This is a genomic window from Sphaerimonospora mesophila (assembly GCF_001417795.1).
Taxonomy (GTDB): domain Bacteria; phylum Actinomycetota; class Actinomycetes; order Streptosporangiales; family Streptosporangiaceae; genus Sphaerimonospora; species Sphaerimonospora mesophila.
In genome coordinates this window covers 40,523-53,402 of record NZ_BCBX01000048.1, presented here as the reverse complement: position 1 = coordinate 53,402, position 12,880 = coordinate 40,523, and the positions used below count along the sequence as shown (strand labels likewise).

The 12,880-nt window shown below is 70.7% G+C and carries 14 protein-coding genes and 1 pseudogene; 7 read left to right on the top strand and 8 right to left on the bottom strand.

From position 1 onward, the window contains the following. Nucleotides 1-46: 46 nt before the first annotated feature. Genes tsaB through AP234_RS28380 form a run of 3 tightly spaced genes read right to left on the bottom strand, consistent with a single transcriptional unit; the run spans nucleotide 47 to nucleotide 2,065 of the window. Entirely contained in the window at nucleotides 47-781 is a 735-nt protein-coding gene (gene tsaB, locus AP234_RS28390; RefSeq protein ID WP_055482817.1) for a tRNA (adenosine(37)-N6)-threonylcarbamoyltransferase complex dimerization subunit type 1 TsaB, read from the bottom strand. Nucleotides 782-818: 37 nt separating this feature from the next. Next, nucleotides 819-1,382, bottom strand: coding sequence for a class F sortase (locus AP234_RS28385; protein ID WP_055482816.1), 564 nt, complete (start codon nucleotides 1,380-1,382; stop codon nucleotides 819-821). 2 nt (nucleotides 1,383-1,384) lie between these two features. Next, entirely contained in the window at nucleotides 1,385-2,065 is a 681-nt protein-coding gene (locus AP234_RS28380) for a hypothetical protein (protein ID WP_055482815.1), read from the bottom strand. Between the two features lie 566 nt (nucleotides 2,066-2,631). Here AP234_RS28380 and AP234_RS28375 point away from each other — a divergent pair. Beyond that, nucleotides 2,632-3,144, top strand: a complete 513-nt coding sequence (locus AP234_RS28375) for a hypothetical protein (protein ID WP_152990656.1) — start codon at nucleotides 2,632-2,634, stop codon at nucleotides 3,142-3,144. 161 nt (nucleotides 3,145-3,305) lie between these two features. Further along, a pseudogene (locus tag AP234_RS39695) lies at nucleotides 3,306-3,422 on the top strand (IS982 family transposase); the annotation flags it as partial. A 31-nt stretch (nucleotides 3,423-3,453) separates the two neighbouring features. Here AP234_RS39695 and tsaE read toward each other — a convergent pair. The 5 genes from tsaE to AP234_RS28350 are packed head-to-tail and all read right to left on the bottom strand — an operon-like array spanning nucleotide 3,454 to nucleotide 8,177. Further along, nucleotides 3,454-3,966 (bottom strand): tRNA (adenosine(37)-N6)-threonylcarbamoyltransferase complex ATPase subunit type 1 TsaE, encoded by a 513-nt coding sequence (gene tsaE / locus AP234_RS28370; RefSeq protein ID WP_055482813.1) that lies wholly within the window; start codon nucleotides 3,964-3,966, stop codon nucleotides 3,454-3,456. Further along, the gene (locus AP234_RS28365; protein ID WP_055482812.1) at nucleotides 3,963-5,015 is read right to left on the bottom strand and encodes an alpha/beta fold hydrolase; all 1,053 of its coding nucleotides are present in this window, start codon (nucleotides 5,013-5,015) and stop codon (nucleotides 3,963-3,965) included. The genes tsaE and AP234_RS28365 overlap by 4 nt, the downstream gene beginning before the upstream one ends. A gap of 24 nt (nucleotides 5,016-5,039) precedes the next feature. Beyond that, nucleotides 5,040-6,200, bottom strand: coding sequence for an alanine racemase (gene alr / locus AP234_RS28360; protein WP_235558419.1), 1,161 nt, complete (start codon nucleotides 6,198-6,200; stop codon nucleotides 5,040-5,042). A 40-nt stretch (nucleotides 6,201-6,240) separates the two neighbouring features. Then, nucleotides 6,241-7,770: a bifunctional ADP-dependent NAD(P)H-hydrate dehydratase/NAD(P)H-hydrate epimerase gene (locus tag AP234_RS28355; protein ID WP_055482891.1), complete on the bottom strand. Its 1,530-nt coding sequence runs from the start codon at nucleotides 7,768-7,770 to the stop codon at nucleotides 6,241-6,243. Nucleotides 7,771-7,823: 53 nt separating this feature from the next. Next, on the bottom strand, nucleotides 7,824-8,177 hold the full coding sequence (locus tag AP234_RS28350) for a holo-ACP synthase (RefSeq protein ID WP_055482811.1): 354 nt from the start codon (nucleotides 8,175-8,177) through the stop codon (nucleotides 7,824-7,826). Nucleotides 8,178-8,367: 190 nt separating this feature from the next. Here AP234_RS28350 and coaA point away from each other — a divergent pair, with 190 nt between their 5' ends. Genes coaA through AP234_RS28325 form a run of 5 tightly spaced genes read left to right on the top strand, consistent with a single transcriptional unit; the run spans nucleotide 8,368 to nucleotide 12,828 of the window. Next, nucleotides 8,368-9,291, top strand: a complete 924-nt coding sequence (coaA, locus tag AP234_RS28345; RefSeq protein WP_055482890.1) for a type I pantothenate kinase — start codon at nucleotides 8,368-8,370, stop codon at nucleotides 9,289-9,291. 54 nt (nucleotides 9,292-9,345) lie between these two features. Next, entirely contained in the window at nucleotides 9,346-10,287 is a 942-nt protein-coding gene (locus AP234_RS28340) for an ABC transporter ATP-binding protein (RefSeq protein WP_055482889.1), read from the top strand. Then, nucleotides 10,284-11,153, top strand: coding sequence for a hypothetical protein (locus AP234_RS28335; protein ID WP_055482810.1), 870 nt, complete (start codon nucleotides 10,284-10,286; stop codon nucleotides 11,151-11,153). Before AP234_RS28340 ends, AP234_RS28335 begins: the two co-directional genes overlap by 4 nt. After that, nucleotides 11,150-12,115, top strand: coding sequence for an ABC transporter ATP-binding protein (locus AP234_RS28330; protein ID WP_055482809.1), 966 nt, complete (start codon nucleotides 11,150-11,152; stop codon nucleotides 12,113-12,115). The genes AP234_RS28335 and AP234_RS28330 overlap by 4 nt, the downstream gene beginning before the upstream one ends. Then, complete coding sequence (locus AP234_RS28325) at nucleotides 12,112-12,828, top strand: ABC transporter permease (protein WP_055482808.1); 717 nt, start codon at nucleotides 12,112-12,114, stop codon at nucleotides 12,826-12,828. Before AP234_RS28330 ends, AP234_RS28325 begins: the two co-directional genes overlap by 4 nt. The last annotated feature ends 52 nt before the right edge of the window (nucleotides 12,829-12,880 follow it).

Sequence of the window (12,880 nt, the reverse complement as noted above, 5' to 3'; positions counted from 1 at the left end):
CGCGCCGTCCCGCTGCGAGGTGCCTTCGGTCACGGGTCCACCACGTTCACGCCGTCACCCGCTTGGGCGCGCCGGGCACCTGGGCGTCCGGCCTGCGCAGGTAGATCGGTCTGGGCGCGCCGAGCACGCCCAGCTCACGCGCCTTCTCCACCGAGTCGATGCGACCCTCCGGCATATCGGCGAGCCCGGCGGCCTCCTCGGGCGTCAGCCCCGCGAGCCGCTCGGCCGCGAGAGCCGCCAGCGCACCGGCCGACGGATGCTCGGGGCCCACGACCCGGTCGGCGCCGATCGTCTCCGCGTACAGGCGGGCGCCGGCCCCGACCACGGGCAGGTCCGGCGGGAGGTCGTGCGGCCGGTCGACGCACGGTCCGTCCAGGCGGGTCACGGCGTCGCCGTACCTCGCCCAGAAGACCTCCTTGCGCCGCGCGTCGGTGGCGACCAGGAACGGCCCGGTGATCTCTCCGGTCCGCCCGGTCGCGTACGCGATCGCGTCGAGCGTGCACACCCCGAACGCCGGCGCCCCGATCGTCGAGGCGAGCGCCGTGGCGGTCATGAGGCCGACCCGCAGTCCCGTGTACGGCCCGGGCCCGGTCCCCGCGACGATCGCGGTGACGTCTCGGAGTCGTACTCGGGACTCCCGCAGGACCTGCTCGATCGCGGGCGCGAGCAGCTCGCCGTGGCGTCGCGCGTCGACCGTGGTCGACTCGGCCACCACGCGATCGCCGTCGTGCAGGGCGGCGGTGACGGCAGGGGTTGCGGTGTCGAAGGCCAAGACAAGCACGACAGCCAAGCGTAGTCGCTCCGGGAGTCCGGCGGAGTCAGGCGGAGTCGGCCGGGGACGCGTAGACGATGACGTTGTCCCGGTATTCGTGCCGCGACCAGTCGAAATCACCGCCGCAGGTGACCAGCCGCAGGCCGTCCTCCGTGTAGACCCGCTCGGCGGGGAACCGCTCCTTGGGCACGCGCTCGACCGAGTCGACCCGGTACGACACGGTCCTGCCGTCGCTGCGCAGCACCTTAACCACGGCGCCGGCCCGCAGATCGCGCAGGCGGAAGAACACGGCGGGCGCCGCCTTGGTGTCGACATGTCCGATGATCACCGATGCTCCGGGATCGCCCGGTACGGCACTGCCCGTGTACCAGCCCGCGGTGGACGGCCGGTCGAACGGCGGCAGCTCGACATCGCCCTCGTCGGTCAGGCCCAGCTTCATCAGCGGGGCCCGGATCTTCAGCGCCGGGATGTCGATCCGCTCGGGCACGACGGACGACGCCCGCCGGGGCGGGGCCGCGCTCTCCGTGTCGTCATGGGGGCCGCCCAGCACGAACATCGCGAACCCGGTGACGATGCCCGCCACGACCACCCACCGGGTGGGGACCGCCAACGTCAGATCCCCGGCGGCCGGGACACCCCGCGCCGGTCGGACACGGCCCGCCTGCGCACCACACCGATCCCGACACCGGCGGCGGCCAGCAGCGCGGCGACGGCCACGCCCACGGGCAGGGTGGAACCACCCTCCGGGCCGCCCGCCGCCATGCCGCCGCCGCCCGCGTGCGGCGCCCTGGTGGGGTAGTTCTTCGTCTTGGTCGGCTCGGGCTTGGGCTCGACGACACGGAACCGGGCCTCACCGATGTCGTTGGTGGCCTCGCAGCGCACCTGCACCCGGTAGCCGCCCGGCTTGGCGTTCTCCCTGATCACCGCGCTGCCGCGCAGCTCGGGCACGACGGTCGCGGCGGTGGGTGTGGTGGCCGGTTCCCCCGACCGTCTCGCCGGCGGCACCAGCGTGACCAGCCCCGTGAAGGCGTCCGACCTCGCGGTCGCGCGGTATTCGGGACCGCCCTGTGGCAGGGGGCACGCCGCGGTGATGTGGATGGTCTTGCCGGAACCGGCCACGATCCGTTTCGGCTCCACGGTGACACGGATGTCCTGCCGGGAGCTCCGCGGCGGCTCCGCCGACGTGGGCGAGGCGGATTGTGCGCCGGGAGCGGCGGATTCGGCCTGGGCCGTACATCCGATCGCGCCGAGGAGGATGATCCCCGCCGCGGCGCCCCGCGTGACCCTGCCCATCGGCCCCACCCCTCCCACGCCGGGTCCCTTACCCAGAAAATCTATGCCAATTCATGTCCAAAGATCTTCTTTTTCGGCCGCTGCCCGATCGCCCCCTCTCAGATGCGGGAGGAGCAGGTGGAGGGTGGAGGCAGGCGCGCCGGAGGCTTCTCGGGTACCCATCGCGTGCACGTGGTGTGCACGGACCGGAGGTCGGCAGGTTGCGAGCCAGGTCGGCATCCACACCCAGGATGCGCCGGACCAATGTGTCAGAGCGCCCAGATCAGGACCTGCTCGATGTCGTCACGCTCTCGCCAACTGGTGGCCGTCACCGCGAGGGCGACCAGTGGGCGGGTGATGTCGGGGATGAGCCGTTTGGCGATGAGCATCCGTTCGCGTGAACCAAAGGAGGTGTCGGCGGGGTGGAGATGATTGCATGTCCACTGCCGCGCCACCCAATCGGCTCCATCATGTGTCACACAGCGGCGCGGAGACGCTTTGAAGATAAATCGAAGGAGCGAGATGTGATGGACATGTCACGAGAGATGCCTACGGAGAGCCAGTGGGATCTCCTGGAGGAACACGGCTTGAACAGCTGGTTCGATGTGGCCTGGATCGACGTGCCTGACACCGGTCGGGCCGCCGAATGCTTCCGGGCGGATCCGGATTCCGCCATTCCTTGTGATCTCGATGCGGCTTTCGCCCGGGTCGGGGATGACACACAGGACAATCTGCTCTGGATCGGAGCACACTCGTCGGTCTGGTCTGTCGCGGTTGCCATGAGCGGAAGTCTCTCATTCGACAAGGAGGCGAGTGCGGCCGGCAGGCGTATTTTCACCCATAAGCATATGGCCGGCATCTACGAGCTCGGCAATGAAGGAATGCTCTATTACTTCGATGGGAAGTTCATAGGCACGCTGGGGGTGATCGAAGAGTTCCAGGAGTATACGCGAGATCTGGAAGTGGGCTGGGACGTCGGCTTCCAACAGACGGTGGAGAGTTTCTTGATCTTGGCGGGGCGAATCACGGGGCGGTTCCTCGACCGGAACTGGTTCGCGACGCCGCGCGTCCTGTATCGCATTCCCGGCGACGTCTGTTGAGTCTTACGGTGTGCAGCACGCCGCCGAAACCGATCAGCGACCTCGATGACCTGTGCGCCAGCAGAACGGAAGGTCAAACTGTGACGTAGCGGCTGATTTTGCGGCTCGTAAGCTCATCGACGCTTGCCCGGCGCCACCCCGCGGGCCATGGCGACCTTCCACCCGAACGGGCCGGATCAGCGTTGTTCAAGCCGTTGCGACAGATCATCGAGTCGATCGACCAGACCTTCAAGGGCCGGCTTGACCTGGAACGTCACACCGGACGCACGCCGGGCGGCCGAAAGCCCAACTTGCCTTCCTGCTGCAGGATCACGGGTGGGTGAGGGAGGTGGTGGCCCAGCGGGGGCCGACGGGGGTGAGCCGGATCATCCGCTCCTCGGCGTCGGCGGAATGCCCTTCCACGGGGTGCTCGTCGCCTTCGGCGCGTTCGATGAGGATCTCCAGGCGGTCGTCCGACAGCCCCTCGACCAGACCCTCACCCCATTCGACGACGGTGACGGACTCGTCCAGCGAGGCGTCGAGGTCGAGGTCGTCGACCTCCAGCGCGCCGCCGATCCGGTAGGCGTCCACGTGCACAAGCGCCGGGCCGCCGGACAGCGACGGGTGGACCCGGGCGATCACGAAGGTCGGCGACGTGATCGGACCGCGTACCTTCAGCCCCTCGGCGAGGCCCTGCACGAGCGTGGTCTTGCCCGCGCCGAGCGGGCCGGTGAGCACGACGAGATCGCCGGGGCCGAGGAGGGTGGCGATCCGCGCACCCAGCTCCCGTGTCTCCTCGGCGGTCGCCGCCCGGAACTCCAGGGACGCCGACATGTCGGTCATTCGTTCCCCCGTTCTGCTCGCTTCAGCAGCTCGCGCAGCGCCTCGTTGACGAGGTCCGGCCGTTCGAGCTGAACCATGTGAGATGTGTCCGGCACGGTGGTGAGCCGCGCGGTCGGTACGGCCGCCGCGATCGCCCGGCTGTGATCGACCGGAGTGAGCCAGTCGCGCTCGCCTACGATGATCGCGGTCGGCACCTTGTTCAGCACGTCGAGCGCGGTCAGCTTGTCATGCGACATGAGCGCGGGATAGAAGTCGGCGATCACCTCGGAGGGGGTCGCCCGGATCATCGACTCGACGAAGTCCACCAGGGTGGGGCTCACGTTCTTCGCGTCGCCGAAGGCGAGGTGGCGCAGCGCGAGGAAGGACAGGTCGGTCCCGGCCTCGCGGCCCCGGTCGACCAGTTCCCCGCGACGGCGCATGACCGAGACGGCCGACGGGATGGCGATGTGCACCACCTTGGACACCAGGGCGGGCAGGCCCAGCGTGACCTCGGCCAGCTTTCCGGCCGAGGTCGAGATGAGCGACACCCCGCGTACCTTGTCGCCGAACAGCTCGGGCCGCCGTTCCGCGAGCGCCATGATGGTCATGCCGCCCATCGAGTGGCCGACCAGCACGCACGGTCCGGGGACCAGTTCCTCCAGGACGAGGGCGAGATCCTCGCCGAGCCGGTCGATCGTGCAGTCGTCCGCCTGCGCCCGGGCCGAGGTGCCGTGACATCGCTGGTCCCACAGGACCAGCCGATGGGTGTCGCGCAGATCGCGCCGCTGGTAGTGCCAGGAGTCCGAGGACAGGCAGTAGCCGTGGCAGAGGACGACCGTGAGCGGGGCGTCCTCGACGCCGTCGACCTCGGCCTGGATCAACACCCCGTCGGAGGTCGTCAGCGTCACCGGACGGCCCCGCAGCTCACCGAAGGGCTCGCTCGCCTCCGGGTCGGGCCGCAGCCGGATCCGCCCGACGGCGTACCGCTTGGCGAGGGTGGCCACCGCCGCGCCGGCCGAAGCCGCACCGACGACCGCGCCAGCGATCCCGACCTTACGACGTGTGCCCATACCTGCCCTCCTCGCAACCGCGGCTCAGCGTCCGGCCGAGTGAACCCCGGCCAAGTGGACGCGGGGCACGCGGGATCCGATCCTCGTCACGATCTCATAGGTGATCGTGCCCAGGGAATCCGCCCAGTCTTGACATCTCGGCTCGCCGTTGTCCCCGGGCCCGAACAGGATCACCTCGTCTCCGGCCTCGGCCGCGTCGTCGCCGAGGTCGATGACGAACTGGTCCATGCACACCCGGCCGGCGACCCGCCGGCGCTTCCCAGCCGCCAGCACTTCGACCCGATTTGTACCAGATCGCATAATGCCGTCCGCATACCCGAGCGGAACGAGACCAAGCGTGGTCTCACGCTCCGTGACGTACAGATGACCGTAGGAAATACCCGAGCCGGCGGGCACCCGCTTCACGTTCGCCAGCCGCGCGGTGAGGGTCATGGCCGGGCGGAGTCCGAAATCGCCCTGATCGGGGACCGGGCTGAGGCCGTACGTCGCCAGGCCGGGGCGGACCATGTCGTACCTGGCCTGCGGAAGCGTCACGGTCGCCGCCGAGTTGGCGATATGCCGGATCACGCCGCTGGACACGCCCAGTTTGTCCGCGACGGCGAGCGCCTCGTCGAAGACCGCGAGCTGCCGGTGGTTGGACGGGTGATCGGGCATGTCCGCACAGGCGAAGTGCGACCAGATGCCGACGATCTCCATGGCGCCCTCCGCCTGTACGGCGAGCGCCTGCTTGACCAGTGAGGGCCAGTCGGCGGGCGACGCCCCGCCCCGGGACATCCCGGTGTCCACCTTGAGATGCACGCGCACCGGGCGGCCCGTACGGCGGGCGGCGGCGGAGATCTCGTCGATCGCCCAGGGGGCCCCCGCCGACAGTTCGATGTCCCGCAGCGCCGCCTCGTCGAGCGGTTCTCCGGGAGTGATGAGCCACGCGAGGATCGGCGCGGTGACACCGGCCTCGCGCAGCGCCAGGGCCTCGGGGAGGAGGGCGGTGCCGAGCCGGGAGACGCCCGCCTCGAGGCAGGCCGCCGCGACCGCGGCGGCGCCGTGGCCGTAGCCGTCGGACTTGACGATCGCCATCATCTCCGCCGGCCCGGCGTGCTCGGCCAGGACCCCGAGGTTATGCCGTACCGCGCCCAGATCGACCCGTGCTTCGGCATGGGTGACCAGGCGCGTTGTCGAAACGTTCACTTTCCCAGTCTGGCAGGTCGGCCGGACTGAACGGGACCCATCACAGTGTGCGCAACGCCTCTGGGAGCGCCTGAGCCACGTCGAGAGCGGCGATCGGGGCCTCGCCGCGCCCCATCTGATCGCCATGGACGGCGAGGCGCGCCGCCAGTCCGTGGACGTGCGCGGCGCAGGAGGCGGCGTCATAACAGCCGAGCCCGCCCGCCAGCAACGCCCCGGCGATGCCCGCCAGCACGTCGCCGGTGCCGCCGGTGGCCAGCCACGGCGTGCCCGTTGTGTTGACCCGCACGGGCCGGTCCTCCTCGGCGACCAGCGTGGTCGACCCCTTGAGCAGCACGGTCACGCCCAGCTCGACGGCGGCGCGCCGGACGTGCTCCAGCCGCCGCGCCTCGATCCGCTCCCTCGGCACGCCGAGCAGACGGGACAGCTCGCCGGCATGCGGAGTGATCAGGGTGGGGGCGTCCCGGCGCAGCAGCGTCCGATCGCGGGCGATCAGCGTCAGCCCGTCGGCGTCCACGAGCACCGGGACCCGGGTGGACAGCACGGCACGGGCCACCGCGTGCGCCTCGGGACCGGTCCCCAGGCCCGGGCCGAGCACCCACGCCTGCACCCGCCCGACCGCCTCGATGGGGTCTCCCGCGAGGGGATCGGCGATGACCGTGGTGACCGCCTCCGGCCAGCGGGCCCTGACCTGCCGCACCGGCTCGGCCGCACCCGCGAAGCGGACCAGGCCGGCCCCGGCCCGTACGGCTCCGCCGACCGCGAGCACGGCCGCACCCGTGTACAGATCGCTGCCCGCCGCGATGCCGACGACCCCGCGCCGGTATTTGTCGCTCTCGGCGCCCGGCCGGGGCAGCAGGTCGGCCACGTCCTCGTCGGTCGGCGCTGCGACGTCGGGGTCCGGGAGGTGCGGCCCGAGGCCGATGTCCACGAACTCCACGGCTCCGGCGAACCCCGCCCCCGGGTCGACGAGCAGGCCGTTCTTGTAGGCGCCGAAGGTCACGGTCACGTGGGCCCGCACCGCCGCGCCGTCCACCCGCCCGGTGCTCGCGTCGACCCCGCTCGGCACGTCCACCGCGACGACCAGGCCGGGGGCCTGCGCGGTCATCTCGGCCAGCGTGGCGTACGGCTCGCGCAGCGCTCCGCCGCCCCCGATGCCGACGAGGCCGTCCACGACGAGATCGGCGACCCGGATCGATCTGCGAACCCGGATCGATCCGAGGATCTCCTCCTCGCCGCTCAGACCGCGCAGGTCGATCACCCGGCCGCCGACCGCCAGCAGCGCGGCCAGGCCGCTCTCGTGCGCGCGCGACCCGGCGAGCACAGCCGTCACCCGGGCCCCACGACGGGCCAGCCGGGCTCCGGCGTACAACGCGTCACCGCCGTTGTCCCCGCTGCCGACGAGGAGGACGACGTGGGAGCCGTACACCCGGCCGCTGACCCCGGTGAGCAGCCCGGCGCAGACGACGGCGAGACCGGCGGCGGCACGCCCCATCAGCGTGCCCTCGGGCAGCTTCGCCATCAGCGCCTGCTCGGCCGTACGGATCTGATCTGAGGTGTAGGCGGTCCGCATGATCCGACGGTAGCCGCCCGCATGCGAGATCGCGATCACCCTGTGGACGACCGTCACATGGACTCGGCGATCACGTATGCGATGGCCACCCCGCCGTCGTGGGACAGGGACACGTGCCATCGGGTGACGCCGAGGCCGTCGGCCACCTCGGCCGCCCGGCCGGTGATCCGCAGCGCCGGCCTGCCGTACTCGCCTGTGACGATCTCGGCGTCGAGGTGGCTCAACCCGGGCGGTGCGCCGAGCGCCTTGGCGACCGCCTCCTTGGCGGCGAACCGCGCGGCCAGGGACGGCACCGCGAGCTCGCGCTCCGCCTCGGTGAACAGGCGGCCGCGCAGAGCGGGCGTGCGCTCCAGCGCGGCGGCGAAGCGGGCCACGTCCACCACGTCCACCCCGATGCCCACGATCACGCGGCCAGCGTACGCCGGGAAGACCGGGAAACGGCGGCATGGGAGACCGACGCGGAGAGCCCGGCCAGGAGGAGGATCATTCCCCTTCCCGCGCCGAAGTAATCCATCGATTTTCGTCCACAGGCTGTGCATACGGCACGCGCGCACCCTCCGGCGGCGGACCGGGAGGCCGTGGGTACGCTTGGCCGACGTGGCAGATGGGGACGCATACGTCGAACTCAGCCGAGAGCAGTGGCGTGACCGCCGGAAGAACACGCCGCTCACGCTGACCGAGGTGGAGCTGGCCGAGTTGCGCGGCGTCGACGATCCGATCGACCTCGCCGAGGTGACCGACATCTATCTGCCGCTCACCCGGCTGCTCAACCTGCACTTCACCGGCTCCCGGCAGCGCAGTGCGGCCGTCGGGGCGTTCCTGGGCGAGTCCGCCTCGCCGCTGCCGTACGTGCTGGGCATCGCGGGGAGCGTCGCGGTCGGCAAGTCGACCACGGCCCGTCTCCTGCACACGCTGCTGGCCCGCTGGCCCGAGCATCCGCGGGTCGACCTGATCACCACCGACAGCTTCCTCTACCCGAACAAGGTGCTGGAGGAGCGCGGGATCATGCACCGCAAAGGCTTCCCCGAGAGCTACGACAGGCGCGCGCTGGTGCGCTTCGTCGCCGCCGTCAAGGCGGGTAACCCGGCGGTCGACGCACCGGTCTACAGCCACCTGGAGTACGACATCGTGCCCGGCGCGGTGCAGACGGTGCGCCGTCCCGACATCCTCATCGTGGAGGGCCTCAACGTCCTGCAGCCGGCGCCGCCTGCCTCGCTCGCCGTGTGCGACTACTTCGACTTCTCCATCTACGTGGACGCCCGGGTCGAGGACATCAGGAACTGGTACGTCGACCGCTTCCACAAGCTGCGCCGTACGGCCTTCGCCGACCCCAAGTCGTACTTCAACCACATCGCGGCGCTCTCCCACGAGGAGGCGACCTCGTTCGCCGAGAACGTGTGGCGCGACATCAACGAGCGCAACCTGATCGAGAACATCGCGCCCACCCGCGGCCGGGCCGGCCTGATCCTCAGGAAGGGGCCCGACCACTCCGTCCGTCACGTACGGCTCCGCCGTACATAAACGCGCCCCGCGGAGGCCGCGCGCCGGGTCCGCCCGCTGGGTAGGGTGCGGATCATGACAGCGAGCACATGCTTCGCGACCGAGGGCCTGACCAAACGATTCCCCCGGGTCACGGCGCTCGATGAGCTGACGGTGTCGGCGGGGACGGGGGTGACCGGCCTGGTCGGCGCCAACGGCGCGGGCAAATCGACGCTGATCAAGATCCTGCTCGGCCTCGCCGCCCCGACGTCGGGACGGGCCTCCGTCCTCGGCATGGACACGCTCACCCAGGGCCCCCGGATCCGGCGGGCGGTGGGCTACATGCCCGAGCACGACTGCCTGCCGCCCGACATATCGGCCACGGAGTTCGTGGTCCACATGGCCAGGATGTCCGGCCTGCCGCGTACGGCGGCCCGCGAACGCGCGGCGGACACGCTGCGCCACGTGGGGCTCCAGGAGGAGCGCTACCGGCCCATCGGCGGCTACTCCACGGGCATGCGCCAGCGGGTCAAACTCGCCCAGGCGCTCGTCCACGACCCTCAGCTGATCTTCCTCGACGAGCCGACCAACGGCCTCGACCCGCAGGGCCGCGACGACATGCTCGCGCTGATCCGGCGCATCGGCACCGAGTTCGGCATCAGCGTGCTGGTCACCTCGCACCTGCTGGGCGAGCTGGAGCGGGTCTGCGACCACGTCATCGTGATCGACGGCGGGCGGCTGCTGCGTTCGTCGGCCATCCGGGAGTTCACCCAGACCACCCACGCGGTGGCCATCGAGGTGGAGGACGGGCTGGAGCCCCTGGCCGAGCGCCTCGGCCGGATGGGCGAGGCGGTGACCGTACAGGGCAGGCTGCTGACCGTGCAGGTGCCGGCGGACGCTGATCCGGCCCGTACGTTCGACGCGGTGCGCGACGCCGTCTGCGATCTCGACCTCCATCTCGTCCGGCTGGAGCAGCGCCGCGGCCGCATCGAGGATGTGTTCAGGGAACCCGTGCCGAAGGAGCCGGTGACGTCATGAGCTCCGAGCCGACCGCGGTCATCCACGACATCGGATACCGCCGCTATGAGGGCCCGAGACAGGGGCGCGCCGGCGCCGTGTACGCCCTGGCCGTACACAGTCTCCGCGGCGCGTTCGGCCTCGGCCGCCCGGCCCGCGCCAAGATCATCCCGTTCCTGCTGATGGTCATCATGCTGCTGCCGGCCGCGGTGACGATCGCCGTCATGGCCTACCTGAAGGAGCCGGGGGTGGGCATGCGGTATCCGACCTACGCGGTCGTCATGCAGGCCGTCGTCGCGATCTTCATGGCCGCGCAGTCGCCGTACCTGGTCGCACCCGACCTGCGGTTCCGTGTGCTGCCGCTGTACCTGTCCCGCCCGCTCGGCGTCGCCGACTACATCATCGCCAAGGTGGCCGCGCTGACGGTGGCGATCTTCCTGCTGATGGCCGTACCGCTCACGCTCCTGTTCGTCGGCGAGCTGCTCGTCGACATGCCCGGGCCGCCGCTCACCGGGGAGTACGCCGCCGCGATGGGCGGTGCGGTCATCCTGGCCCTGCTGCTCGCGCTGATCGGCATCGCGCTGGCGTCCGTCACGCCGCGCCGTGGGCTGGGCGTGGCGTCCGTGATCGCGTTCTATCTGTTCACCTCGGCCGTCTCGGGGGTGTTCTACCTCGTCCTGTCGGCGACCGGACGGGACGCCACCGCCGCCTGGGCATTGCTGATCAACCCGTTCTTCCTGGTCGAAGCCGTACAGTCCGCGTTGTTCGGCGTCGACGCCTCGAACGTCTACCCGCACGGACCCTGGGCGTCCCTGATCCTGGTGGCCGTGGGTGCCCTCGCGGCGGCCGGTATCCTCCTGCGCTACCGGAAGGCCGCCAACGCATGACCACGACGATCTCCCCCACGACCACCCGGCAGGGCGTCATCGAGCTCGGCCAGGTGTCCCGCTGGTACGGCAACGTCGTCGCGGTCAACGACGTCACGATGACGATCGGGCCCGGCGTCACCGGCCTGCTCGGCCCCAACGGCGCGGGCAAGTCCACGCTGCTGCACATGATGGCGGGCTTCCTCGCCCCCTCGACCGGTACGGCCACGCTGAACGGGCGGCCGATCTGGCGCAACCACGAGATCTACCGGCTGATCGGCCTGGTCCCCGAGAAGGAGGCGGTCTACGGCTTCCTGACCGGCTGGCAGTTCGTGCTCTCGGCCGCCCGGCTGCACCGGCTGCCGTCTCCGGCGGACGCCGCCCTGCGCGCGCTCGACCTGGTGGAGATGACCGCCGCCAAGGACCGCAGGATCGAGACCTACTCCAAGGGCATGCGGCAGCGGGTCAAGGTGGCCGCCGCCCTGGTGCACGACCCGATGGTGCTGCTCCTCGACGAGCCGTTCAACGGCATGGACCCCCGGCAGCGGATGCACCTCATGGACCTGGTCCGGGACATGGGCCGGGCGGGCCGTACGATCCTGTTCAGCTCGCACATCCTGGAAGAGGTCGAGCGGGTCGCCGAGCAGATCGAGGTGCTGGTGGCCGGACGGCACGCGGCGTCGGGCGACTACCGCGAGATCCGGCGCCGGATGACCGACCGGCCGCACCTGTTCCGCGTCAGGTCCAGCGACGATCGCCTCCTGGCCGCCGCGCTGATCTCGGACTCCTCCTCCAGCGCGGTCGCCCTGACGGGACAGGGCATCGAGATCCAGACGGTGGACTTCCACCGTTTCACCGGGCTGCTGCCCAAGGTCGCCCGCGACATCGGCGTCCACCTCTGGCAGGTCTCCCCCACGGACGAGGACCTGGAGAGCGTCTTCTCGTACCTGATCTCCGGCCCGACCTCTGGAGGATCCCGATGAACCCCGTGGTCGCGGGCATCACCTACCGCGCGATGCTCGGGCGCAAGCGGATCTGGCTGCTGGTGCTGCTGCCACTGGCGCTGATCGCCATGGCCGCGCTGCTCAGGGCGATCGACGGGCCCGATGAGCACACCGCCGTGATCCTGATGAAGACCTTCGCCGTCGGCACGATGCTGCCGCTGCTCGGGCTGATCGCGGGAACCGGTGTGATCGCGCCGGAGATCGAGGACGGCACGATCATCCACCTGCTGGCCAAGCCGATCTCCCGGCCGGTGATCGCGGTGACGAAGTTCGCCGTCGCCGCTTCGCTCCTCATCGTGTTCGCCGCGGTGCCGACGTTCGTCGCCGCCTACCTGCTCACCGGTCAGGAGTCGGGGGTCGCGTACGGTTTCACCCTCGGAGCGGTCTTCGGGGGCGTGGCCTACGCCGCGGTGTTCCTGCTGCTGGGGGTGGTGACCCGGCACGCCGTGACGGTGGGAGTGATCTACGCCCTGGTCTGGGAGGGCGTCGTCGGGGGCTACGTCCCGGGGGCGCGCAAGCTCTCCATCCAGCAGTGGGCCCAGTCGGTCGCCGACCACTTCTCGACATCGCCCTTCTTCTTCACCGACGTCACGCTCGGCTTCGCCATACCGGCGATGGTCGTCGTAACGGTCGGTGCGCTGCTGTGGGCCGGCCACCGCCTGCGCGGCCTGTCCCTGACCGGCGACGACTGACCCCCCTCCCCCCGACACCCTCACACCGTGATCTCGCGATTTCGCGCAGAGT

Excerpts from the sequence above, each read along its gene's own strand:
- AP234_RS28330 (WP_055482809.1), top strand. The coding sequence starts at position 11,150 with ATGACCACGACGATCTCCCCCACGACCACCCGGCAGGGCGTCATCGAG.
- AP234_RS28325 (WP_055482808.1), top strand. The coding sequence starts at position 12,112 with ATGAACCCCGTGGTCGCGGGCATCACCTACCGCGCGATGCTCGGGCGC.
- AP234_RS28340 (WP_055482889.1), top strand. The coding sequence starts at position 9,346 with ATGACAGCGAGCACATGCTTCGCGACCGAGGGCCTGACCAAACGATTC.
- AP234_RS28365 (WP_055482812.1), bottom strand. The coding sequence starts at position 5,015 with ATGGGCACACGTCGTAAGGTCGGGATCGCTGGCGCGGTCGTCGGTGCG.
- tsaE (WP_055482813.1), bottom strand. The coding sequence starts at position 3,966 with ATGACCGACATGTCGGCGTCCCTGGAGTTCCGGGCGGCGACCGCCGAG.
- AP234_RS28380 (WP_055482815.1), bottom strand. The coding sequence starts at position 2,065 with ATGGGCAGGGTCACGCGGGGCGCCGCGGCGGGGATCATCCTCCTCGGC.
- AP234_RS28335 (WP_055482810.1), top strand. The coding sequence starts at position 10,284 with ATGAGCTCCGAGCCGACCGCGGTCATCCACGACATCGGATACCGCCGC.
- AP234_RS28355 (WP_055482891.1), bottom strand. The coding sequence starts at position 7,770 with ATGCGGACCGCCTACACCTCAGATCAGATCCGTACGGCCGAGCAGGCG.